Here is a 24,805-nt window from a genome sequence, read left to right on the forward strand (position 1 = left end):
GCCTTAAAACGACGTTAACACCACGTTTACGAGCAGTTATAATGAACCGCCAGTTAACGTTAACGTAAACTGCTTTGCAATGTACTTACTGTTGACGTAAACGTCAACCTGCATTACCTTGCAAAACGACAATTAATTTACATGTTTTTGACACAAAGCATTATTTGTTTCATCAATAGTGCACTATAAAAATACAAACATAAGGAGCCTCCCGTGGAACGAGAATCGATGGAGTTTGACGTAGTCATCGTCGGTGCCGGCCCAGCTGGATTATCAACGGCTTGCAAGCTTATGCAGCTTGCAAATGAGAAAGACCAAGAGCTAATGGTCTGTGTGGTCGAAAAAGGCTCCGAAGTAGGCGCGCATATTCTTTCTGGCGCGGTGTTCGAACCTCGCGCACTCAACGAGCTTTTTCCTGACTGGAAAGAAAAAGGTGCACCGCTCAACACGCCAGTCACTGAAGACCATATCTATTTACTTAACGATGAAACGTCATCGAGAAAGCTACCAAACGGCATAACGCCAAAAACCATGCACAATGACGGCAATTACATTGTCTCAATGGGGAACGTTAGCCGCTGGTTAGCAGAACAAGCTGAACAGTTAGGGGTTGAAGTATTTCCTGGGTTCGCTGCCTCTGAAGTTATTTATAATGAAGATGGCAGTGTTGGCGGTGTGCTTACCGGAGACATGGGTGTTGGCGAAAATGGCGAACCTAAAGACGGCTATATGCCAGGCATGGAGTTACGTGCTAAATACACCGTGTTTGCTGAGGGCTGTCGCGGTCACTTAGGCAAAGAGCTCATTTCTCACTTTAAGTTAGATCAAGATGCTTCTCCTCAACACTATGCCATTGGCTTTAAAGAAATTTGGGATATAGATCCATCCAAGCATCAGCCAGGTTTGGTTGTTCACAGCGCGGGTTGGCCCCTTGATGATGCCACCGGCGGCAGCTATCTTTATCACGCTGAGGACAATCAGGTGTTCGTTGGCCTAATCGTTGACCTTAATTATGACAACCCCTATTTAAGCCCGTTTGATGAATTTCAGCGCCTCAAACATCACCCTGTTTTTAAACAGTACCTGGAAGGTGGTAAGCGCATTTCTTACGGCGCTCGTGCAATTGCAAAGGGTGGCTTTAATTCGTTGCCTAAAATGACCTTTCCTGGCGGCTTATTAGTAGGCTGTGAAGCAGGTACCCTCAATTTTGCGAAGATAAAGGGTAATCACACTGCAATGAAGTCAGGCATGTTAGCCGCTGAAAGTATTTTTGATGCAATTGTGGAGAATTCTGAAGCCCCCACAAAAGAGTTAACCAGCTTTACAGAGAAATTTAAATCATCGTGGCTGTATGACGAATTGTTCCGCTCTCGTAATTTTGGTCCTGCGATTCATAAGCTAGGTAATTTCTGGGGCGGCGCATTTAATACACTTGAGCAAAATTTCTTTAACGGCAATTTGTTTTTCACTATGAAAGATGAACATAAAGATTATGCTCAACTTAAAAAAGCAAAAGATGCGAAAGAGATTTCCTATCCGAAACCAGATGGCGTGTTGAGTTTTGATAAATTATCGTCGGTATTTTTATCTAACACCAACCATGAAGAAGATCAGCCCTGTCACTTAAAACTGAAAGATCCTTCTATTCCTATTCAAATTAATTTACCTAAATTTGCCGAGCCTGCTCAGCGCTACTGCCCTGCTGGGGTATATGAGGTAATTGAAGAAGAAGGACAACCTCGTTTCCAAATTAACGCACAGAACTGCGTTCACTGTAAAACCTGCGATATCAAGGATCCCAGCCAAAATATTAAATGGGTTGTACCAGAGGGTGCAGGCGGCCCCAATTATCCAAATATGTAAATTTCCTCTACCTTTGCGAAACAACATTTAATAATTTCTGCAATTAAACGGATAATTTTTAAAAGCGAGCGTAGCTCGCTTTTTTTTTGTGCTACTTTTAATTATTATCTAATTGAAATTTAGTACAACGTATTAAGGTTAATTAATGAGCGAATTTTTAGATATTTTAACCCATGGAAGACGTTTACAAGGTGCTGTTAAGGAATTAAGCATAGAAGAACTTGAGCAGGTTCAAGAAAAACTTAGCGGTATAATAGAAAAAAGAAAAGAAAAAGCTCTTGAGCAAGAAAAACTAGAAAAAGAAAAGTTAGAAAAGCTAGCGTCAATTAAAAAGCAAATGGAAGAAGCTGGCTTAAATGTAGAAGATTTACAGGCGTTAAATCTCGACACAAATAAAAAGGCCGGAAAAAAGCGCCCAATCAAATATAAGCTGGTAGATGAAAAAGGCGAAGAACATTTATGGACAGGCATAGGTCGTATGCCTCGCATATATAAAGATGCGCTCGACAGCGGCAAGTCACTTGACGATTACGCTATAAACTAAATTATCTGCTTAACCATTATAATGGGGCCTGTTTTACAGGCCTTATTTTATTTTGACCACACGTCAGTTAGCGCATTTTTAAATGGAAAATAGGTATAAAGCTGTGGAGTTAAACTATAAACTTTCAAAAAGCCAAACATCTTCTCCGTGGTTAATATTAATTCACGGTCTTTTTGGCAATGCCGATAATTTAGCGGGAATTAAACGCCATTTTGAATCAGATTTTAATGTCCTTAGCATTGATTTACCGGATCATGGTGAATCACCGTGGACTTCATTGTTTTCAATAGACGATGCAGCTGAAGCGGTGTTCGAACTAATGCAATCGCTTGAAATAAGTCGTAGTGCGGTATTGGGCCATTCTTTAGGTGGCAAAGTTGCAATGAGATTAGCCCTAAGTCACAGTGATGTAATATCCCACTTAATTGTTGCCGACATTGCCCCGGTTAAATACGACCATAGCCATCAAGCGGTATTTGACGGCTTGAATTCTGTTCCGTTAACCACCATCCAAAGTAGAAAGGACGCAGAAAAAGAAATGGCGGCGCATGTAAAAGAACTTGGCGTGCGCCAGTTTCTTTTGAAAAGCCTGTATCAGGATGATAGCGGCGCATGGAAATGGCGATTTAATGTAGAAGGTCTCATGGCAAGTTATTCCCATATTATTGACTGGGAACAAACTAATCAGACGTTTGATGGCATAACATTATTTATTAAGGGAAGTGAGTCTGACTACATAACATCTGCTTACCGCGATGAGATAAGTCGTTATTTCCCTAATGCGAAAGCACATATTATCGAGGGTACGGGCCATTGGTTGCATGCAGAAAAGCCTGCGGCATTTAATTCGATAGTTGAGAGAACGCTCAAGAAATCGTCCTAAAAATAAGGTTTCGTCATCATAAAAGATGAGAATGACTATTATTACATTTTTTTGAACGTTTTAGGCTCTTACAGGCGTATATACTGTGGTATCATTGCGCCAGAATTTTGAAGTAACAACACTATGCTTGCAGAAAATTACGAACTCATTGAGTCCATCATGTTGTATGGCGGCTTATTTATACTTTTCGTATTGATGGGTTTCGCTGTACACGATGTACTGCGTAAGAACGATGTACCGCTCATAGGGCGTGTCGTCACCTATGGTGTGCTAGGTTTAGGAGCCTTGGGGTTTCTTGCGAAAGGCATTATTGAATGGTTTTGGTTAAGCACAGGCGTTTAATTAGTAACGATTAATAGAGGTTAGATATGGCAAGCGTTGGCCTATTTTTCGGAAGTGACACGGGTAATACCGAACATGTTGCGAAAATGATCCAGAAGGAATTGGGTAAACAGCTAATTGATGTTAAAGACATTGCCAAGAGCAGTAAAGAAGACATCGCTGATTTTGATTTGCTTATCTTTGGTATCCCTACGTGGTACTACGGTGAAGCGCAATGCGACTGGGATGACTTTTTCCCAGAGTTAGAGCAAATCGACTTTAATGATAAGTTGGTTGCAATTTTTGGTTGTGGCGATCAAGAAGATTATGCTGAATACTTCTTAGATGCGATGGGTATGGTTAGAGACATCGTTGAAGCCAAAGGCGCGATTTTAGTTGGTCAATGGTCAACTGATGGCTATGACTTCGAAGCATCTAAAGGTATGGCTGACGACAATCATTTTGTTGGTCTAGGAATTGATGAAGACCGCCAACCTGAACTAACAGAGTCTCGCGTTAAAGCGTGGTGTAAGCAAATTCACGACGAATTATGCTTGGCAGAACTGGCCTAGTTTGAACGCGATACATTAGCGTGCACAAATAGGCATACAAAAAACCGCTCAGACGAGCGGTTTTTTTATTTGATTTACATTCAAGCGAATTGCGTTGCGTACAAGACAGTACCTAATGAAAATCACAAGTGGAAACGCTCTACTGCCTTTCTTAGGCTTTCAGTTTGTGCATCCAGCATCATCGTTGATTCATTAGACTGCCTAGTGCTCTGTGCACTCGAATCTGCCAAGGCCACAATTTTATTCAAACTCTCGGCAACATCACCAAGCAGTATGTCTTGTTGCTGAGTATCCGTGACAATATGTTCGTTGATATCGCTTAAGCGTTCAATAATCTGGCGAATGCTTTCAACTTGTTGTGAAACTTGCTGCGTAATTTGCACCCCTTCTTGCGCTTGCTCACGCCCTGCATTAATCGCTTTAACGGCCTCAGCAGCATCTTTTTGCAAATTACCTATCATTTGCTCTATCTCTTCCGTTGAGTCGTGTGTGCGATTTGCCAACGTTCGTACTTCATCAGCAACCACAGCAAATCCCCTGCCCTGCTCACCGGCTCTGGCTGCTTCTATGGCAGCATTCAGCGCTAACAAGTTAGTTTGTTCAGCTATTGTCTTAATGACGTCTAAAATACTGCCAATACTGCGAGAGTTATCGTCTAGCCTGCTTATAATTTGTGAAGATGATTCAGCTTGTCTAGCTTGATTTCCTACTTGCTGACGGTTCTTATCGACTAAATGACCGATGTCTGTGCTCTGTTGGGTTATTTCTCTAAGCGCATCCATTGCATCGTGAATTTGAGCAAGGTTGCTGCGGCTCTTATCCTGGACATTTTTCGTGTTCGTTGAGGTAACAGTGACTTGCTCTCGCTGCTTATCCACCTCCGAAAGGCTTTTGTTACCTAGCTCAACGCTTTCTTTTGTAATTTCAATCAGCCGCTTTTCTTGTTCTAAAATATTACCCACCAGCTCTCTTAAACTGTCAGTTAAACTGTTCACCTTTGCTGATAGTGCTGAAAACTCATCGTTGCCTTCTTCAGATAGTTTCGTACTTAAATCGCCTTTACTCAGCAGGCTCAGCCCTTGGTTTATTCGACCTAAAGGCTTTGAAATACTACGCGTCACAATTACCGCTAAGAATATCGCTGCGGTTAGCCCTAAGACTGCAACAATAATATTGCGAACTAAATTTTCCTGAACGGATTCGAGAATGGCGTTTTGTCCATCAAGCGACTGCGTCTGTACTGAATCGAACAAGGTATTAATATCGGTAAGTGCCGTCTGTAACGCCTCTTTTGCTTGCTTTTGCGCAACCGCAGCTTTTTCTACCTCTAACAGTTTCTGACGTTGAAGAGCAATCAGGCCATTTGCCCCGTTTACCGCCTCAATAAGCAGGTCATACTGCTCGTTAAACGCCTCTATTGTGCCACCGTCATCAACATCTGTTGCTAAGCGGTTAACGTAGTCCTTATCAACTTGCAAATTGCTCAATTGATAATTTAAATCTTCGATAATATTGGCACTTTGTGCCGCATCGTTTGTTTCCGCCAATTCAACAAAAGAGTCGTTCATTGTGAGTAGCTTATTATCGATAGCCGTTCCAGCCCCAATAAGCGTTTCGATGCTAGGGTTATTACCTTCTAAATAAGAAAGATCAAGCATAAGAGCACTGGCTTCGTCGGCGGTCATCAGAACCTTCTCAAGCTGGGTGGCAAGTGCCTTTTCAATATTCATCCTCTCATTAATTGCCGCATACATGTTATTGCTGCTATCAACATAGGCCAAACTTACGTCAACGGCATTGGATGCTACATTGTTTTTGGGCATAAGGGAGGTTAACTTCGATAGGTCGCCCTCGAATGCTGACGATAATGAGTCAAAGGTCGCTTTATTAGCATTTAACTCAGCAATATCTACTACGTGATAGCCATTAGCCGTAATCACCGATAACGAGAGAATCTCGGTTTTCACCTTTACCATACTGGTTTGCACCGGCATTTTCTGTTCTACAACATCTAACGCAGAGTCTTTTATACTACTGAGTCCAAAGTAGGAGAGCGTACTGGTAAGTAAAAGTAAGCAGCCGAATAGACCGAAGCCTAGTGTGATTTTATTTATAATTGTTAACTGCATGGGCACTTCCATTAAAACTGCATGCCAAAAATATCGGAGCGTTGAGTCACTTCATTAAGTTTAGTTTAACAGGATGTTAATGCAATACGTCAAAAGTTTTATTTATTTTAGTTATTTAGTAACATTATCTGAGACTTATGTACTGGTCGGAGTTGCTTAATTTACTCGACCACACTGGGTCAAATTTGGTCGTTCTTGAAGCAATGGGTAAATTTTCGTCGAGAAGACAAAGTTTCCACGGTTTTCCTTTTAAATTGTTTTAACTTACCTATAATAACCCCAAATATTTATTCACTCGTTCTTAGTAGGTTGTAATGGATCAAAATAAAGAATTGAAAAAAGCAGGGCTTAAAGTCACTCTGCCTCGCCTTAAAATTTTACAAATTCTGCAAGAGCCAGAAAACCAACACATCAGTGCTGAAGACGTTTACAAAATACTCATTGAACAGGGTGAAGAAATTGGTTTAGCGACAGTATATCGCGTTTTAAACCAGTTCGATGATGCAGGTATCCTTAATCGTCATCATTTTGAAGGCGGAAAATCAGTATTCGAAATAAGCCACAAAGATCATCACGACCACTTGGTATGCCTCAAGTGCGGCAAAGTTATCGAGTTTGAAGACGAGATCATCGAAGAACGCCAAGAAATGATTGCCAAAAAACATAAGATGAAGCTAACACATCACAGCCTTTATCTTTACGGCGAATGCACCGACGGTAACTGCGATAACGTACCAGACTAAATTATTTGTATTTATTCAAGAAGAGGCCCGCTTTTATGCGGGCCTCTTTCGTTTTTTACGCTTTAAATTTGTAGGAGTGATAGGCAGCAATAGCTTTCTCCCACACATCCCCCACTTCACTATTCCCAATGACGTGCCCGTCTACCTCTACCACAGGTGCTACTTCTTTACTCGATGAGGTAAGCCATACTTCATCAGCATTCAAAAGATCGTCTTTACTAAACCACGTTTCGGAGACAACTAGCCCAGCTTGCTTGAACGCTTCAATGGCTATAGCGCGAGTAATGCCAGGAAGAAGTTCGTGATTGAGTGGCGGCGTCGATATAGCACCGTCTTTAACCATAAACACATTACATGAGCTTGCTTCGGTTATCATACCGTCGCCGTTGTACAATATAGTTTCGTTAACGCCCGCGTCTACTCCCGCCTGATAATGCATAACGTTACCTAACAGCGACGTTGATTTAATGTGGCATCGCTGCCATCTTTTATCTTGCTCGAGTGCAACTTTAAAAGGTTTGGCATCAGTCTTGGACGTAGGTTGAGGTGGCGCGATTTCAAACGCAAAGCCAAACACCGTTGGTGCTATATGCTTAGGATAAGCATGGAACCGCTTAGTATCGGTACCCCGGCTTACGTGAAAATAAACGCCAATGTTTCCGCTTTCAATGAATGTTTGATTCTTTGAAACCAGATTTGACAGAATATCCTGCCATTGTTTTGCGGTATACGGATTGGTGATTTCGATTGCTTCTAAACCTTGAGCCATGCGCGTGGTGTGTCCTTTGAACCCGACAGGATTACCAGCGTAAGTTGGTATGACTTCATAAATACCGTCACCAAATAGAAAGCCTCTATCCATTGGAGAAATTTTCGCCTCAGAAAGAGGCATATACTCACCGTTTAAAAACGCAATTGTCACAATATTTCTCCTTGCAATTGGCGGCGTCTACTTGTCATAAGTAGCCAGTCGGCCCTTGCCTCTTCTTCATCTTGAAAAACAAAATTTACCTTTTCACCGGGCACGGCTTGTGCCAAGCGACTTATATCACAGGGGCTCACACAGCCTAATTTCGGATAGCCCCCCAACGTTTGCCTGTCGCGCATCATCACAATAGGCTGCCCGTCGCCGGGAACTTGAATGGCGCCTAGATGGATGGCTTCAGAGCGCATATTCTCTATATCGGAGGCCACTGACTCACCTGTTAGTCTGAAGCCCATACGGTCGATTGATGATGAAACCGTATAAGTACTGGTTTCAAATGTACGTACGGCAACATTACTAAAGCTTGTAAACTGATAACCGGGAATAACTCGGATTGATTCTATAAAGCCATAGTCATCTATGTGCTGCTGCGCTAGCGTTCGCATTTTAGCGTTGTCTTTCACTCTTGTGTTAGCTAAAACCTCGATGCAATCGCCATCTTTTAACACGCATCCCTTACCGTCCAATCCACCAAGCTGTTCGCGAACCACCGTACAGGCACTGCCCACTGCTTTTGGCACTTGCCAGTTACCACATATTGCCAAGTATGCTTTGCTACCTAAAAGCGCACTTTTGAAGGTTATCGTTGCGCCTGCTGATACTTTTTGGCTCTGATATACCGCTTTAGCGATCCCATCTATATCAAGTGAAGGCTCTCTTCCAGTAACCGCAATAACACAATCTTCATCAACGCGTATCTGCATCTCGCCAATCGCTTCAATGCACGGTGTGCCATCTAGATTGAAGGCAAGAAAATTGGCCCAATCATAGGCGTTACTGTCCATGGGGCCTGACTCGCAAAAACCATCTCTCTGTTTTCCTACTCTGCCCTTATCGATAATGAGGCTAAACAGTCCCTTGCTGAGTACGTTAATTCTCATAGTTCAACCTGCAACCCTGATTTGTATTCTTGCTCAGTAATCGAAACAAACTTAACTACGTCTCCCGCTCTCAATCGTGACTCACTGTGCTGATCTTTGTGCAGAAGCATATCAAACGCAGTGAGCCCTAAAAGGTTCCATCCACCGGGTGACTCGTTTGGGTAGACGGCAGTTTGTCTGTCCGCTATCGCGACTGCTCCTTTGGGAACCCGCTTGCGCGGTGTGCCTAAACGGGCACATTTCAACGCTTCTGGAATATCGCCCATATAGGCAAACCCGGGAGAAAAGCCCACTGCGTATACTTTATAAGTTGTACTTGTGTGCAGCGCGATAATCTCTTCAATAGACAGTGACGTTTTCTTGCTTACGATGCTTAAATCGCTGGCATTTGGTGCGCCATACCACACAGGAATTTCAACCACCGAGTTTTTCACGCGCTGTTCTGATGCAGTAGGAAGCCTATATATATTTTCGGCACTTAACTCTCGTAAGGCTAGATATACACCGTGACTGTCAATTAATGCCATGTCAAAGATGATAAGCAAACTGTCGTAGGACGGCACGCATTCGCGTAACCAACTCCATCGAGTACTTGTATCACCTTCTGGCTTTTTACCAACATCAGTATGAGCGATATGCTCCTGTTTAGCGTCAATAGCCGAAAGCATTTGGTGACATGCGCTGTTTGCTTCATCTAAGTTCGCGCCGTCAAAATACACTATTATGGCGTCAGCACCTGCTGTCACAATTAGCTTAATACACCCGAAAGCTTGCATCTGCTGTCCTTGATACTGTTATTATTTTTAATAAATGTGTTTTTTATGAGGCGAGTTTATAGAAACTTTCTGATCCTTTGCGCAATACTCACGGCGCCTTTCGTGTCACCATGCACGCACAAAGAATCTGCTTCTACTTTCAGCGTACTGCCAGACGCAGTGATAACAGTACCTGACTCTATTAGCCGTTCAGCCTGGGCTAAGGCTTCATCTTCATTTAATACTGCACCTTCTATCGTGCGCGATTGCAATAACCCTTCATCGGTGTAACGTCTATCAGAAAACGCTTCGAAGTATAATGGCAGCGCCCACTCTTTCGCCTCTTCTTTAATCACGTCATTTCTTGCTGTCGCTTGCACCATTAGCGTCAATGGTTCCTGTGAAATTTGCGCGTTTATTTCAGCCACGCTTTGCATCACTGCACGTCTAATTGTGAGGCTTTTCATCATATCGTTATATAACGCACCGTGGGGCTTAACATAGCTCACCGTTGCCCCAGAAAGGTCCGCCATACCGGCTAGCGCGCTAACCTGATACTGAATCATGGCGATAAGTTCGTCGGCCCCTATCGTCATACTTCGTCGGCCGAAGCCCTGCAAGTCTGGGTAAGCTGGATGCGCTCCTATGGCAACACCGTGGGTTTTCGCTAGAAATATCGCCTGTTTCATTACCAGTGGATCGCCTGCATGAAATCCACACGCGATGTTCGCTTGATCAATCTCTGCCATAATAGCCGACTCTATAGGCATGGACCACGCACCGTAACTTTCACCTAAATCGCAATTTAACTTCATAATGGTTTAGCTCTTACCTTCATTCCAGTATCATGTTACCTGTTCTTTTTAAAAAGTCAGTGCTGATGATAAATATTGGAAAAATTAATACATTACGCGTTGTAGCCCAATACCCCTTTGGCTACGCACTTGCGCCACTTGTCGAAAATGATGATGCGAACGACGGTATCATAGAAATTGATGACGCTGATGAAATGCAAACTGTCACACTTGCCATTGACGACGTGGAAACGCCACTGGCTGACGGTCAAGAAGTTGAAGTCTTTGTCGCCACAGATCAGCGCGGCGACCTTTATGCTACTGTGAAGAAGCCACTTATCCAAGTTGGCGAGACCAAGGTACTCAAAGCCGTCTCAGCGACGAATTTTGGTGCATTTTTCGATTGGGGTTTGGACAACGATTTGTTGATGCCTAACGACTATCAGGCTCAACCTGTTAACCCAGGAATGTATTACGTCGTTCACGCTTTTTTTGACGACAAGACACAGCGTATTTTAGGTGCAACAAAGCTTCACTATTTTCTCAAAGAAAGCAGCGCCTATCTTAACGAAGGCGATACGGTAGATTGCTTAGTTTACGCTAAAACCGATTTAGGCTTTAAAGTGGTCATCAACGAGAAAAATTTAGGGCTCATTTTCCACAGCGATGCTTTTAAACCGCTTAAAATCGGCCAAGCGACAGAGGGTGTTATCAAAACTATCCGCGAGGACGGAAAGGTTGATGTTGCCCTTCAGCGCGTTGATAAAGGCGGCCGTGACGCTCTTCAACAGGCAATTTTAGATGACTTGGAAGCCCATGGTGGTATTTCTACGTTAACAGATAAAAGTGCGCCGGAGGCTATTTATTCTCATTTTAATGTGAGTAAAGCTGCTTATAAAAAAGCATTGGGCGCATTGTACAAGCAAAAGAAAATAACACTAAGCCCAGACGCCATTCGTCTGAACAAATAAGAATAACATGTCGCTGCTGTCGTATGCGTTAGTGACAACAGTGGCTTGCAGCCTCTTTCGATAGCTTTATGATATTAGGACAAACAATGAAAGCACGAGTTTCTTGGGACAAAGATCTTACTTTTACTGGCACTACAGACAGCGGTTATAAAACTGTGATGGATGGTAGCGGCAACGCAGTGTCTCCAATGGAGTCGGTACTCATAGCCGTTGGTGCCTGCTCAAGTGTTGATGTGGTCGATATTCTGAAAAAAGGCCGTTTTAATATCGAAGCGTGTAATTGTGAATTAGAAGCAGAGCGAGCCGAAGAGCCGCCGCGGGTTTTTACTAAAATTCATGCACATTACACGGTGTCAGGTGAAGGTATTAGCGAAAAGGCTCTTGCTCGCGCTGTGCAGCTTTCTGCAGAAAAATACTGTTCCGTTATGCTTATGCTTACTGGCAACGTTGATATCACCACAAGCTATACTTTGGTTTAATAGACTATAGTGGAACTAGCCGGTTATTAGCATTTTTCGCTAAGCATTAGTGCAAAAGGCCAACTGCAAATGTTGGCCTTTTTATTGAAACCACTTGTTACACATATAAACTATTGAATTGATTAGGAATTAACATTATTTAACATCTTTGGCATATTAGCTGCTGTATCCGGTCATTACTATATAACGACACACACGTTAGGGTTATTGACCATGGAAACATCAACGCAAAGCAACATCTCTTTTTCACCATTACATTCCTTACTCTCGTTTTCACCAACATCGCTAAAGCTTCTTCTTGGAAGCGGTATTGTTGCTCTCTCTCTTTCGATGACTGCATGTTCTAATGCCGATGCTATCGACGCCAACGCCCAGTCGGAGTCAGCAGAGGAAACGGCCTTTGCTATTCCTGTTGAAACTCAAACCATCATTACTGGCGACATAACATCCACCTATGACACTACCGCCATCCTAGAAGCACGAGAAGAAGCGTTTGTCGTTGCTCGCGCCTCGGGGATCATTGAAGAAATCTTCGTTGAAGAAGGTGACTATGTGCAAAAGGGCCAAGTGCTAGCGCAACTTGATAAGCGTCGCTACGAGCTGAACTTATCTAAAGCACTGGCTGATCTAGCCGGCATAGAAAGCGAACTTGATAAGGTTAATAAAGTTTATTCCAAAAAGCTCATAAGCGACGATACCTACGACAAACTTACCTCGCAATTTGAATCAGCAAAAGCGTCTGTCCGATTGGCTGAGCTTGACTTAAAAGAGGCAACGATCACGGCGCCTATTGACGGGTATATTGCAGAGAGAAACGCCAAAGTCGGTAACTTAACCGAGTCTTTTCAACGTGAAAGAATGTTTCATATTGTTCAACAGCGTAATCTTCAGGGCGTTGTTTACTTGCCAGAAAACGAACTTCCTAACGTAGTGGTTGGTCAAGGGGCAGTACTTACTGTTGCCGCGTTAGGCGATAGAACTATCTCGGCCAACGTGGAACGTATAAGCCCAGTTATTGATGCAACCACCGGCACGTTCAAAGTTACCTTAAAAGTACCGAACGAAGACAACCAGCTTAAAGCCGGCATGTTTACCGATGTATCACTTGAATACGCTACTCATGCTAACGCTACGTTGCTACCTCGAAGAGCGCTGGTCACCATTGATAACAGCCACAGCGTATTCGTGGTCGATAATGGCAAGGTGAAAAAAGTTGATATCGCTACTGGATTTGAAAATAACGATGTCATTGAGGTTATCAATGGATTAAGCGGAAACGAAGAAGTCGTTACTGCAGGCCACCAAAACTTGAAAGACAGCGCCCCTGTTGAAGTAGTTAACAGCTAATTTGGGCCTTACAAGGAATTCACTCAATGCGTATTGTAGATCTCGCTGTAAAGCGCCCTGTAGCCGTTAGCATGTTTACGTTTGCGGTATTATTATTTGGTATGGTGTCGTTAGGCCGGCTATCGGTAAACTTGCTGCCTGATTTGTCTTACCCCACCCTCACTATCCGCACCGACTACGACGGCGCAGCGCCAGGCGAAGTAGAACAATTGGTTTCAAAACCCATTGAAGAAGCCATTGGCGTAGTGAAAGGAGTACGTAAAGTCACCTCCACGTCGCGCGCAGGTCAGTCTGACGTGGTTTTGTCTTTCGCCTGGGGCACAGACATGGATTTCGCAAGCTTAGAAGTGCGCGAAAAGCTCGATGTGTTGCAACTTCCCTTGGATATAGAGAAACCACGACTTCTTCGTTTCAACCCCAGTCTAGACCCGGTGATTAAGTTAGGTCTTACGGCACAAACCGACACATCAAGTTTGAGCGTAGCGCAAATGAAGCGGCTGCGTTTATATGCCGAACAACAGGTAAAGCGCGCTTTGGAATCCGTAGAGGGTGTGGCTGCAGTACGTGTAGGCGGTGGTTTAGAGAACGAAATTCACATTCTTATCGACCAGCAAAAAGCCAGTCAGCTGTCTATTCCTATCACCCGCATCATTGACCGGGTGAGTGCTGAGAATATTAATGCAGCTGGCGGTAGAATTGATAACGCAGCGCAGGCGTTTTTAGTGAGAACACTAAACCAGTTTGAATCGTTAAATGATATTGAGAACCTTTTTATTGGTCGCTTCGAAGGCAGAAACATTCAGCTTAAAGATATTGCTACGGTAGAAAGTGCTTATAAAGACCGTGACGTGGTAACCCGCTTCAACGGAAGCGAAGGCATTGAAGTTGCCATTTATAAAGAAGGTGACGCTAACGCGGTAAATGTCGCGCAAAAAGTGGCTAACCGATTAAGCGAAATAAACAATAACCTTCCTGAAAATTACACGCTAAGCGAAATTTACGACCAAAGCGTGTTTATCAAGCAAGCCATAGACAATGTGAAGTCAGCAGCAGTCATGGGGGGCATTTTAGCCATGCTGGTGCTTTACCTCTTCCTAAAAGATTTCTGGGCTACCGTCATCATCTCGGTGTCTATTCCAGTGTCGGTCATTGCAACGTTTAATTTGATGTATGCCAACGACATAAGCCTAAATATGATGAGCTTAGGTGGTATTGCACTTGCCGTCGGTCTACTGGTGGACAATAGCATTGTCGTGCTTGAGAACATTGACCGCCACAAAAAATTAAAAGGGGCAGAAAGCGAAACGTTGGCCGAGAACTCTGCCGCCAGCGAAGGAACAAAAGAAGTCTCTGGCGCGATTGTAGCTTCAACACTGACGACTATGGCCGTGTTTGTGCCGCTGATATTTGTAGAAGGCATTGCAGGGCAACTGTTTAAAGATCAAGCTTTGACCGTATCGTTCGCGCTCGCAGCGTCACTTGTCGTCGCACTTACACTTATCCCTGCAATGGCACACAAGAAGAAAAAGCAACAGCTTGATCACGAAGATGTCTTTACCTCTCCTGCGCCCACGGCGCCTTCGTCGACGTTCGGCAAAATCATGTACTTTATTACTCTGCCAATTCGTTGGGTATTCAGGCTTGTCTTTGTATTTCTACCTGCGGCTTTGGTTACCTTGTTTATCGGTGCATGGCATATCGTCAGTAAATTACTGAGCGTTGCGTTTAAACCACTTGTATGGGCATTTAATAAAGCGTTCGACCTTCTCGCTTCGGCCTATGAAACGCTGCTGCGCGCAAGCCTTCGAGCAAAAGCACTGGTGCTAGCCACTGCCTTTGCTCTTGCCGCTGGCGCGATAGCCCTTGTACCAAGACTTGGCATGGAACTTATTCCAACTCTGTCACAAGGTGAATTTTCGGTAGAAGTCACCCTTCCTGCGGGCTCGCCACTAGCTAGTACCGACGCCGTAATTAGCGAGCTTGCTGCTGTTGCAGTAAATGATTCTAGTAGCGGCGACACAAAAGTATTACGTACCTATGCCATGTCTGGTACAGGTAGTCTTATCAGCGCTGCGCCAAACCAAGGTGGCGATCATTGGGGTCGCTTGAACATTGTTATGCAGCCAACAGCAACAGCGACTGATATGGACGACGTGAAACGTGCGCTTCGCGATCACTTAGCTTTCGAACCTCAGGTTCAGGCAACGTTTTCAGAGCCAGAACTATTTAGCTTTGCATCACCTATTCAAATTGAAATTGCAGGTTACGATCTAAACCAGCTTCAGCAATATGGAGACGCGATTGCGACCAAACTTACCAGTTACAGTAATTTTGCAGACGTTACCACCAGTATTCGAGATGGCAACCCAGAGCTTAAGATAGCCTTCCATCACGCAAAACTGGCTCGACTTGAACTTGATGCGTCTACCGTTTCTCAGCTTATAGCCGCTAAAGTAGGCGGACGTGTTGCTACGCAGTATAGTGTTGAAGACAGAAAAGTGGATGTACTGGTAAGAACGCAAGAAAATCAGCGAGACGATATCGCAAGCGTTCGCGCCATTGTTGTTAACCCAGGCTCTGCACAACCTATTCCATTAAGTGCCGTCGCCGATGTTTACATGAGCGTAGGCCCAAGCGAGATTACCCGCGTTGGACAGCAGCGTGTAGCACTGGTATCAGCGAACCTTGCCAAAGGTAAGCTTGATGAAGCCGTTGCCGTTGCCAACAAGGTCATTAGTGAGACTCAGCTTCCTCTGTCGTTAAGCGCAACGGTCACCGGACAAAGTGAAGATATGCAAAGCAGCTTCCGTTCACTACAGTTCGCATTAGCCCTTGCAATATTCATGGTTTACTTGGTTATGGCGTCGCAATTTGAGTCATTACTACACCCTTTGCTTATTTTATTCGCAGTGCCCTTAGCTGGAGCGGGTTCGGTGTATGGCCTATGGCTTACCAATACGCCGATTAATGTAGTGGTATTTATCGGCTTAATAATGCTGTGCGGCATTGTAGTAAACAACGCTATTGTATTAGTTGACCGTATTAACCAGCTTCGCCGTCAAGGGGTAGATAAAGACGCGGCTATTTTAGATGCGGCTAAAACGCGTTTACGCCCTATCGTAATGACCACACTCACTACGGTGCTAGGCTTATTACCTATGGCGTTTGGTTTTGGCGAAGGCGCTGAAATTCGCACGCCAATGGCCATCACGGTAATTTACGGTCTTTTGTTTGCAAGCTTGCTTACCCTAATCCTACTGCCTGTGCTTTACAGCTTATTTGACGTTAAGAAAAACGTTGAGCAAAAAACACCTGTTAACACAAAGACGAACGCGCGCTTTGATGACGAAGAAGCCATGTCGAAAGGCGGTGTACTATGAGTTCGCCTTTTAACACCTCTAAAAACAACGCCGAAAACGGCCAAGCACGCGATGCGAATAAACACGATAAAAACGATGCGTCACAACCCCAGCTTTCCAACATTGCAGGTATAGGTGCTGGGCTTGCACGCTTTGCGCTCAATAAGCCTGTTACCATCGGAATGCTGTTTTTGTCTATGTTGCTGTTCGGTATCGTATCTGGGCGCTTGCTTCCTCTTGAGAAGTTCCCAGGAATCGATATTCCGGAAATGGTGGTGCAGATACCCTACCCCGACGCGACTCCAGTTGAAATTGAAACCATGATCACCCGCCCAGTTGAAGAAGCTGTGGCTACCATGTCGGGGATAAAGCGCTTAAGAGCACGTTCGTACGACAATATGGCTGAGGTCATTGTGGAGTTCGACTGGGATGAAAACCTTAAAGCCAAAAGCATTGAAGCACGGGAAAAGATTGACGCTATTCGCCACGAACTTCCTGACGATATAGAGCGGATCATGGTGTATAAATTTAACACCAATGATATGCCTATATTTCAACTTCGCGTATCGAGCGACCGCGACTTATCGAATGCCTATGACTTGCTAGAGCGCAACCTCAAGCGCCCGCTAGAGCGAGTACCGGGGGTATCTAAAGTTGAGCTATACGGCACCATGAAGCGCCAAATCACCATTCGCTTAGATCCTAAGAAAATGGCGGCCTACCAAATAGACGGTACTCGTTTAGAGCAGCAGCTTCAAAGCGCAAACTTCTCGCTAACCGCGGGCTACATGTACAACAACGGTGAAAAAATTCTGGTTAACCCAACTGGCGAATTCACTGATGTAAACGATTTTAAAAACATGTGGGTTACCCGCAGCGTGCGCTTGTCTGACATCGCGAGCGTCACTTACGAGCTTCCTCAGCGTAACGAAGGGCGTCACTTAGATCGCACCTTTGCAGTAGGCTTTAACGTATTTCGCGAGTCTGGCAGCAACCTCGTTGAAGTTTCTGATGCGGTGATGAAAGTTATCGAAAAAGCCAAGGAAGACCCTGAGTTTACAGGCATTAGTTTATTCGTAATGGACGACACCGCGAAAAGCGTAACCTCATCGCTAAGCGATTTGCTAAACGCTGGTCTTTTAGGGGCGCTACTTTCAGTTATTGTGCTTTACTTGTTCTTGCGCCAGCTTACCACGACCTTGATTGTGGTACTTTCGGTACCCTTCTCAATATGTATCACCTTAGGTGTAATGTATCTTTTGGGCTATACCCTTAACATTTTGTCACTGATGGGCCTTATGCTTGCCGTAGGCATGCTGGTTGATAATGCCGTTGTAATAACCGAAAGCGTCTTTCAAGAGCGCCAACAAGAAGGTGATATCAATCGGGCCACCCAAATTGGCGTAAACAAAGTGAGTCTTGCGGTCATTGCTGGTACTGCAACCACCGCGATTGTGTTTTTACCCAATATTATTGGAGTAAAAATAGACGTGACTATTTTCTTAGAGCACGTAGCCGTCGCTATCTGCATATCTCTTTTTGCGTCGCTTTTTATTGCTAAAACACTTATTCCATTACTAACAACAAAAGTAAAAATTCCAGTAGTAAAAACACCTAAAACGCCATCCTACATTAAAGGCTATGGCCGAGCACTTAACTGGATGTTGAAACACCAAGGAATAACTTGCGTCATTGCGTTACTCATTCTGGCGTCGACTTTTGTGCCTATGCAGGCAGTGACATCAGACGATGAAGGTAATAACAACCAAGAGCGTATTTGGCTTAATTATCACGTAACCCAAAACTTTACCCTAGAAGAGGTAGAAAAAACCGTAGATAAAATGGAAGCTTACCTTTATGAAAACCAAGAACGTTTTCACATAAAACAGGTGTATACCTACTTTACTGCCGGTCATGCGGTAAGCGGTATTACACTAAACGATGAGTTGCCAGTAAGCGTTGGGCAAATCAAAGAGGATATTCGTGCAACCATGCCTTCATTTGTGCGTGCTCGCCCCTCTTTCCAATGGGATAGTGGCAATGGCGGTGGCGTAAGAGTAACTTTGTTGGGCGAGTCTTCAGAAACCTTGCTGACTATTTCTCAGCAGATCATTCCTATTCTTTCTACTATAGAAGGACTAGAGGATGTAAAAGCCGACACCGGGTCTACCCGCGATGAGGTTCAAATTCGCATAGACAGAGAGAAAGCAAACCGCTTTGGCATTCAGGTCAATGATGTAGCAAAGCTCATCTCTACGGCTCTACGAGGCAGTAATTTACGTACCTTCCGTTATGGTGATGCGGGCGAAGTGGCAGTGCAGCTTAAATTCGGTAGCGATATTCAAGCGTCGCTGAGCGAGCTTAAGAATATCAATATTGGATTTACCCAGGGGCAATCGGTAACGTTAAATATGATTGCAGATTTTTCTGTGGTACCTCAGCTTTCGCAAATTAACCGCAACTACCGTCAAACCGCGTTAGCTATTGGTGCAAACCTAGAGGGTGAAACTACCACCGAACAAGCTCGTGAACGCATAGAGAAGGCACTGGCGAATATTGAGTTGCCGACCGGTTATAAGTGGACGCTAGACGGCAGCTTCTCTCGCCAGGATGAAGCCAACGCCGTTATGCAAATGAACATGCTGTTAGCCCTTTGCATGATATACGTTGTGATGGCAGCACTGTTTGAGTCGCTTATCCTTCCAACCTCTGTTATTACGTCACTCCTGTTTTCCTTCACAGGTGTGTTTTGGGCCTTTATGGTTACTGGTACATCTATGTCTATCATGGGGATGATTGGCATGCTGATACTCATGGGTATCGTGGTTAACAATGGCATAGTATTGGTAGACAGAATTAATCAGCTCATCAACGAAGGCTTATCGCTGTATGACGCAGTAATTGAAGGATGTATGACTCGTATCAGGCCAATTCTGATGACAGTAGCTACAACCGTTCTAGGGCTTATTCCACTTGCGATGGGCAGCACCCGTATTGGCGGTGATGGTCCGCCCTACTCACCAATGGCAATCGCAATTATTGGTGGCTTGGTATTCTCTACCCTAACCAGCTTATTTTTGGTGCCTCTTGCTTATGTGTTGCTTTTAAAGCTTAGGTTTAAAACACAGCGATTGTTCAAAACCAGTAAGGCGCGCGTGGCGACATACATAAAAATAGCGAACTAATAAATAAAGTTGAAAAAATAAGAAGACAAAAAGCGGGTCTAGTTTTTATCATCCTCGTCTTGATAAACGATGAGGCGATAACACTAGCCCGCTTTTTCTGGATTTGACGTAACAGCAGTCAATGCCTTAGCTACGCGACGTTAGGTACTCATGTACCGCGTTAGCATCACGCTCAACTGAAAACTCAATCAGACTACTTCCATTACAAGTCAAACCTTCTTCCGATGTTACCATGCGCAATACTTCACGTTGGCTGGCACCAATACGACCCACGTTACGTGAAAGGCTTGAGCGTAGTACTCTTACGTCATCATTGACGATTGCTTTACAAAAACCCGCGAACTGAGTCTCACCAACAAAGCGAATATCTTTTTGTGGTGCAGCAGCATTTGCATTGATAGTAAAAGCAACCGTTGCTGTCGCAGCTACAAGGTTAAGTGCTTTAGATAATTTCATTTTAAAATCCTCAATATGTGGATAAAGGTACTAAACAAGTTTGTGGCAAACTCTTTGTCGTGCATGAGCAGCGTTGAATAAATCATCAACCTGCTCAACGCCCTTTATTTATGCATCAAGAATAAAAAGTTTTCTGTTGAAAGATTGTGTAACGGCGGTAAATGTCAGGTAAATCAGGTTGTTACACATCTGTTAGCAATGTAAGCCATTGAATTCGCGAAACAAACGGAAATCCTATATTACTAATGGGCATAGCGAAGAAGGTTATAGGATGAAAGTGATATAAGACTTAAGTATAAAAAAGCCCCTTTCGGGGCTTAAAAACTGTAATTTTAACAAAACATTTGATGTTTAAGCTTAATTTATAAGCAAATAAAGGTGCATTTTACGTAATTAAATTACATAAAACATCTAAATCTACTCATATTTCCGCTCGCGTTTGGTTTCAATTGCGTCGATATAAGCATGCCACGATGCGTAACCAATAATGGGCATTAAAACGATAAATCCAATAAAGCCGGTAACGAAACCGATAGCAACGGCACTGAAGATTATTGCGCCCCAAATGAGCATAGGAACCTTATTAAGCCACACGGCATTTACACTGGTCAAAACTGCTGTGGCAAGATCAACTTTGCGTTCCATAAGAATGGGCTGAGTAAAAGCAGTTACAAATAGCATTGCAAGGGTAAAACCTGCACCCACCATCGTTCCCAACATTAAGAAAGGCAATAGGCTTTCCAAATCGTTCTCTATATAAGGTGGATAAAGCGCGTGGATAAGCGAAGCAACGCGTAACCAAAAGATCATCATGACCATTAGCAGTATCGCAAAGCCCCATTCGTTAAACGCGTTTCTGCGCATAGCGCGTAAAGAATGACGAAGTGTTGGTTTATGACCTTTTTCCATTTCCCAACTTATGTCGTAAAGGCCAGCCGCCAAAAAAGGCCCAACTAACATAAAGCAAACAATGGCAGGTAAAATAACCAAATGCCAACCGGTCATTTCTACAAGGTACATAATGAACCAGGGAATAACCGCAAACAACACCCCGTAAAATAGGGTGAGCCCCGGGGCGCGCATAGCGTCTCTTAATGCCAGTGACATCCATTTTATGGGATCGCCAACGTCTAACTCTTTACATGGAATAACGCGCGCTATACCGCTTTGCGTGATCGCATTCTCTGGTGTTTCTTTGAAATGGTGCGACATATTCTAATCACCTCTGCTTGTTAGCTTGTTTGTTACTAACGCGTTTTTTTACACGCCTTACTACTACGATAGGCCTAGAATGAAAAGTTCACAACCCATTAACATAAATTTTATACTTAAGTGACAAAAGAAAGATCTATCTCGTTTGGCGTTCAATAATTGAGCACTTGATAAAAAAAGTCGTGATTAAGAGGGAAATACTGCAAAAATGCCATCGCATAAGGCTGTGTATTGCGATAATCTCAGGGTATGTAAATCAACCAGATAGACCATGAAAACTGTATCTCGCTCACATAAATTAGATAACGTTTGTTACGACATCAGAGGCCCCATTGCTGCGCAAGCACGTAAAATGGAAGACGAAGGACACCGCATATTAAAATTAAATATCGGTAACCCTGCTCCGTTTGGGTTCGAAGCCCCTGACGACATCGTAAAAGACGTGATCCATAACCTGCCCACGTCTCAAGGATATTCAGACTCGACAGGAATTTATGCCGCCCGTGTAGCCGTGATGCAGTATTATCAGCAGCGCAATATCAAAGATATTCGTGTAGACGATGTTTACATCGGTAATGGCGTATCTGAGTTAATAATGATGGCGATGCAAGCGTTGCTTAATCATGGCGATGAAGTGCTTATTCCAAGCCCTGACTATCCGCTTTGGACTGCAGCAGTAAGTCTGTCGTCAGGCTCACCGGTTCATTATCGCTGCGATGAGCAAGCAGGCTGGTTCCCAGACATTGACGATATAAAAAGTAAAATTACTAGCAAAACGCGCGCAATTGTACTGATTAACCCTAACAACCCTACAGGTGCGGTGTACGACAAGGCCCTTTTGCAAGACGTGGTTGAAGTAGCCCGCGAGCACGGCTTAGTAGTATTTAGTGACGAGATTTACGACAAAATACTTTACGATGAAGCAAAGCACACCAGTATTGCGTCACTGGCTGACGACGTATTTTTTGTTACCTTTGGCGGTTTAAGTAAGAACTATAGAGTAGCCGGTTTTCGCTCAGGTTGGCTTGTTGTCAGTGGTAATAAACGTTTGGCGTCTGACTATATAGAAGGGCTTAACATACTGTCTTCAATGCGAATGTGCGCAAACGTCCCCTGCCAGAGCGCAATTCAGACAGCGCTAGGCGGCTATCAAAGCATTGACGATTTAGTGAAAGAAAATGGTCGCTTGCGCATTCAACGCGATGTAACCACAGATATGCTGAATGGCATTGATGGCATTTCTTGCGTAAAACCCAAAGGTGCTATGTATTGTTTCGCCAAGGTAGATGAGAAGAAATTCAACATTCAAAACGATGAGCAGATGGTGCTGGACTTATTGAGCTCTGAAAAGATTTTATTGGTACATGGCCGCGCTTTTAACTTAACCGAAGGCACGTATTTTAGGTTAGTGTTTTTACCTCACAGCGACGTATTAGTACCAGCACTTCACCGAATTGGAAACTTCTTTAGAACCTATAAGCAAGGGGCATAACGTGTCTGATAAAAGCCATTTCTTTGCGCATTTAGCACGTTTGAAGCTTATCAATCGCTGGCCGCTGATGCATAACGTGCGCACAGAAAATGTGCAGGAGCACAGTTTGCAGGTGGCCATGGTTGCCCACGCCCTAGCCTTAATTAAAAATAAGTTCTTTGGCGGTACACTTAATCCAGACCGAATCGCGACAATGGCGATTTTTCACGACGTCTCCGAGGTACTTACGGGCGACCTTCCTACCCCGGTAAAATACTTTAACCCTGCGATAAAAGAAGAATACAAAAAGATTGAAAAAATAGCCGAAAACAAGCTAATTGAAATGGCGCCAGAAGCGTTTCGCGAAGATTATGCGGCACTTATTGATCACCACTACCATAGTGAAGAAGAAGCGTTTATCGTAAAAGCAGCTGACGTACTTTGCGCTTACCTTAAAACCCTTGAAGAACTGGCTGCTGGCAACCAAGAGTTTAAGCTAGCAAAGAAAAGATTAGATAAAACCCTTAAAGAATATCATTCTGAAGAAGTGGACTACTTCTTAACGCGCTACGTACCAAGCTTTTCTTTGAGTCTTGATGAAATTACGCAAGACGATATGTAAGTAAGGCTATGAACCGCCCCCAAATTACTATACTTACGTAACAGAAGTAGCAAACACAGCATGGCAGCGAGGTTTTTTTGGCAACAAGCGAATGGGAACTAGCACTACACGAGCGCCGTTTACCCCGAAGCGAAACACGAGACGGCGATCATCGTAATCCGTATCAGCGAGATAAAGCGCGCGTGCTTCACAGCGCTGCATTCCGTCGCTTGCAGGCGAAGACCCAAGTGTTAGGCGTGGGGCTAAGTGACTTTTATCGTACACGCCTTACACATTCTTTAGAAGCCGCCCAAATTGGCACTGGAATTACCGCACAGCTATGGGTGAAATTTCCCGATATCGCTAGCTCTTTGGCTCTCGACCCCACACTTATTGAAACCCTGTGTTTAGCTCATGATATTGGCCACCCGCCATTCGGAAGAGAACACCAATTTTGTATCTTTTAATATAGGAAGGAAGCTTTAAGCCTTATGAAACATAACATTAAGCAAAAAGCTATACATACAATTTACCACATACAAATTTCAAAAGTCAAGTTTAACTAGATAGATCATCCAAACTAGCCAAGCAGTTTTGTTCAAATAGGTCCATGAACACACCTACTTCTGGCATTTCTTCTTTATACGCGTCAACTTTCTCAGATAAGCGTTTTTTAACAGATACGAATTCAGGGTTATGGAATTTGAGTTCATCGCATGCTTTAAAATAAGCAGTAAGAACATCTGCCGCTTTTACTAGTTTCTTATATTCTTTATCTACCTGCTTTTGAATAACTAGTTCTTTAAACAAAGGTTGTAATTTTTCGGGTAGAGTGTTTAAGCACTCAATCTCTGCCAAATCTTCAATTTTCTTGAATTCTTCTGTTAATGCTGGAGAGCTGTATTTAGTAACATGATTGATATCTTGAAGTTTTGTTTCAGAAACCTCATGGTACAAAGCAATTGTAGCCGCCTTCTCAGGGCTTATTTGACCACCGCAGTACACATTTTTTATAGTTGCTAAGAGATGAGCGATAACAGCAACTTGATGGCTATGTTCTGCAACATTTTCTTCTTTCATTAAGTGCATAGGAGACCAGCGCTTAATGAGGTTCATACGAAGTATCCATGCTAAAAACGAACTATTTTTCACTATAAAACCTCTCAGATAAAATTAAAATTCTCACCATTTCAATATTTAAAAAAAACATTATGCTCCCCCACTTGAAGGTTCAAGTGGAATCAATCTATAAAA

The 24,805-nt window shown here is 43.7% G+C and carries 21 protein-coding genes and 1 pseudogene; 14 read left to right on the forward strand and 8 right to left on the reverse strand.

Annotation, left to right across the window (positions count from 1 at the left end; all coding sequences use genetic code 11):
- Positions 1-213 precede the first annotated feature (213 nt).
- The 5 genes from ACM0P2_RS11360 to fldA all read left to right on the forward strand — a co-directional run bounded on the left by ACM0P2_RS11360 (position 214) and on the right by fldA (position 4,183).
- Positions 214-1,863, forward strand: coding sequence for an electron transfer flavoprotein-ubiquinone oxidoreductase (locus tag ACM0P2_RS11360; RefSeq protein WP_419226608.1), 1,650 nt, complete (start codon positions 214-216; stop codon positions 1,861-1,863).
- A 145-nt stretch (positions 1,864-2,008) separates the two neighbouring features.
- Entirely contained in the window at positions 2,009-2,407 is a 399-nt protein-coding gene (locus ACM0P2_RS11365; RefSeq protein ID WP_105930081.1) for an H-NS family nucleoid-associated regulatory protein, read from the forward strand.
- A 103-nt stretch (positions 2,408-2,510) separates the two neighbouring features.
- On the forward strand, positions 2,511-3,290 hold the full coding sequence (locus ACM0P2_RS11370; RefSeq protein ID WP_419226609.1) for an alpha/beta fold hydrolase: 780 nt from the start codon (positions 2,511-2,513) through the stop codon (positions 3,288-3,290).
- 123 nt (positions 3,291-3,413) lie between these two features.
- Entirely contained in the window at positions 3,414-3,632 is a 219-nt protein-coding gene (locus ACM0P2_RS11375) for a DUF2788 domain-containing protein (RefSeq protein ID WP_014998613.1), read from the forward strand.
- A gap of 26 nt (positions 3,633-3,658) precedes the next feature.
- Complete coding sequence (gene fldA, locus ACM0P2_RS11380; protein ID WP_105930082.1) at positions 3,659-4,183, forward strand: flavodoxin FldA; 525 nt, start codon at positions 3,659-3,661, stop codon at positions 4,181-4,183.
- A gap of 122 nt (positions 4,184-4,305) precedes the next feature.
- On the opposite strand, the gene ACM0P2_RS11385 is transcribed toward fldA, so the two are convergent.
- Positions 4,306-6,312, reverse strand: coding sequence for a methyl-accepting chemotaxis protein (locus ACM0P2_RS11385; protein WP_159117718.1), 2,007 nt, complete (start codon positions 6,310-6,312; stop codon positions 4,306-4,308).
- 314 nt (positions 6,313-6,626) lie between these two features.
- On the opposite strand from ACM0P2_RS11385, the gene fur reads away from it, so the two are divergent.
- On the forward strand, positions 6,627-7,055 hold the full coding sequence (gene fur / locus ACM0P2_RS11390) for a ferric iron uptake transcriptional regulator (RefSeq protein ID WP_105930083.1): 429 nt from the start codon (positions 6,627-6,629) through the stop codon (positions 7,053-7,055).
- A 55-nt stretch (positions 7,056-7,110) separates the two neighbouring features.
- Here the strand turns inward: fur and ACM0P2_RS11395 are convergent, their stop codons facing one another.
- From ACM0P2_RS11395 to ACM0P2_RS11410, 4 genes are read right to left on the reverse strand one after another with little or no spacing between them, the layout of a single operon-like run.
- Complete coding sequence (locus tag ACM0P2_RS11395; protein ID WP_159117717.1) at positions 7,111-7,977, reverse strand: D-amino acid aminotransferase; 867 nt, start codon at positions 7,975-7,977, stop codon at positions 7,111-7,113.
- Positions 7,974-8,921: a biotin-dependent carboxyltransferase family protein gene (locus tag ACM0P2_RS11400; RefSeq protein WP_159117716.1), complete on the reverse strand. Its 948-nt coding sequence runs from the start codon at positions 8,919-8,921 to the stop codon at positions 7,974-7,976. The genes ACM0P2_RS11395 and ACM0P2_RS11400 overlap by 4 nt, the downstream gene beginning before the upstream one ends.
- Entirely contained in the window at positions 8,918-9,697 is a 780-nt protein-coding gene (locus tag ACM0P2_RS11405) for a 5-oxoprolinase subunit B family protein (protein ID WP_419226610.1), read from the reverse strand. The genes ACM0P2_RS11400 and ACM0P2_RS11405 overlap by 4 nt, the downstream gene beginning before the upstream one ends.
- Before the next feature lie 56 nt (positions 9,698-9,753).
- Positions 9,754-10,491 carry a 5-oxoprolinase subunit PxpA gene (locus ACM0P2_RS11410; RefSeq protein ID WP_159117714.1) on the reverse strand — a complete coding sequence of 246 codons (738 nt, stop codon included), beginning with the start codon at positions 10,489-10,491 and terminating at the stop codon, positions 9,754-9,756.
- Positions 10,492-10,556: 65 nt separating this feature from the next.
- Here ACM0P2_RS11410 and ACM0P2_RS11415 point away from each other — a divergent pair, with 65 nt between their 5' ends.
- The 5 genes from ACM0P2_RS11415 to ACM0P2_RS11435 all read left to right on the forward strand — a co-directional run bounded on the left by ACM0P2_RS11415 (position 10,557) and on the right by ACM0P2_RS11435 (position 19,811).
- Positions 10,557-11,441: a S1 RNA-binding domain-containing protein gene (locus tag ACM0P2_RS11415; RefSeq protein WP_159117713.1), complete on the forward strand. Its 885-nt coding sequence runs from the start codon at positions 10,557-10,559 to the stop codon at positions 11,439-11,441.
- A gap of 86 nt (positions 11,442-11,527) precedes the next feature.
- Positions 11,528-11,920 carry an OsmC family protein gene (locus ACM0P2_RS11420; protein ID WP_105930089.1) on the forward strand — a complete coding sequence of 131 codons (393 nt, stop codon included), beginning with the start codon at positions 11,528-11,530 and terminating at the stop codon, positions 11,918-11,920.
- A gap of 213 nt (positions 11,921-12,133) precedes the next feature.
- Complete coding sequence (locus ACM0P2_RS11425) at positions 12,134-13,267, forward strand: efflux RND transporter periplasmic adaptor subunit (RefSeq protein ID WP_419226611.1); 1,134 nt, start codon at positions 12,134-12,136, stop codon at positions 13,265-13,267.
- A gap of 26 nt (positions 13,268-13,293) precedes the next feature.
- Entirely contained in the window at positions 13,294-16,647 is a 3,354-nt protein-coding gene (locus ACM0P2_RS11430) for an efflux RND transporter permease subunit (protein ID WP_419226612.1), read from the forward strand.
- Complete coding sequence (locus ACM0P2_RS11435) at positions 16,644-19,811, forward strand: efflux RND transporter permease subunit (protein WP_419226613.1); 3,168 nt, start codon at positions 16,644-16,646, stop codon at positions 19,809-19,811. Before ACM0P2_RS11430 ends, ACM0P2_RS11435 begins: the two co-directional genes overlap by 4 nt.
- Before the next feature lie 126 nt (positions 19,812-19,937).
- Here the strand turns inward: ACM0P2_RS11435 and ACM0P2_RS11440 are convergent, their stop codons facing one another.
- Together ACM0P2_RS11440 and ACM0P2_RS11445 are read right to left on the reverse strand one after the other, a co-directional pair.
- Entirely contained in the window at positions 19,938-20,267 is a 330-nt protein-coding gene (locus tag ACM0P2_RS11440; protein WP_173359962.1) for a DUF3718 domain-containing protein, read from the reverse strand.
- 417 nt (positions 20,268-20,684) lie between these two features.
- Positions 20,685-21,479 (reverse strand): DUF2189 domain-containing protein, encoded by a 795-nt coding sequence (locus tag ACM0P2_RS11445; RefSeq protein ID WP_105930094.1) that lies wholly within the window; start codon positions 21,477-21,479, stop codon positions 20,685-20,687.
- 271 nt (positions 21,480-21,750) lie between these two features.
- Between ACM0P2_RS11445 and ACM0P2_RS11450 the strand changes: the two genes are divergently transcribed.
- From ACM0P2_RS11450 to ACM0P2_RS11460, 3 genes and pseudogenes are all read left to right on the forward strand, one after another.
- Positions 21,751-22,971 carry a pyridoxal phosphate-dependent aminotransferase gene (locus tag ACM0P2_RS11450; RefSeq protein WP_014976750.1) on the forward strand — a complete coding sequence of 407 codons (1,221 nt, stop codon included), beginning with the start codon at positions 21,751-21,753 and terminating at the stop codon, positions 22,969-22,971.
- 1 nt (position 22,972) lies between these two features.
- A complete protein-coding gene (yfbR, locus tag ACM0P2_RS11455; protein WP_012519109.1) occupies positions 22,973-23,572 on the forward strand; it encodes a 5'-deoxynucleotidase in 600 nt (199 codons plus the stop codon).
- Positions 23,573-23,649: 77 nt separating this feature from the next.
- Positions 23,650-23,991, forward strand: a pseudogene (locus tag ACM0P2_RS11460) (HD domain-containing protein); the annotation flags it as partial.
- Between the two features lie 118 nt (positions 23,992-24,109).
- Here ACM0P2_RS11460 and yfbR (ACM0P2_RS11465) read toward each other — a convergent pair.
- On the reverse strand, positions 24,110-24,703 hold the full coding sequence (gene yfbR, locus ACM0P2_RS11465) for a 5'-deoxynucleotidase (protein ID WP_130051659.1): 594 nt from the start codon (positions 24,701-24,703) through the stop codon (positions 24,110-24,112).
- Between the last annotated feature and the right edge of the window lie 102 nt (positions 24,704-24,805).

The sequence above is a fragment of the Alteromonas sp. OM2203 genome, from assembly GCF_048517045.1.
GTDB lineage: Bacteria > Pseudomonadota > Gammaproteobacteria > Enterobacterales > Alteromonadaceae > Alteromonas > Alteromonas gracilis.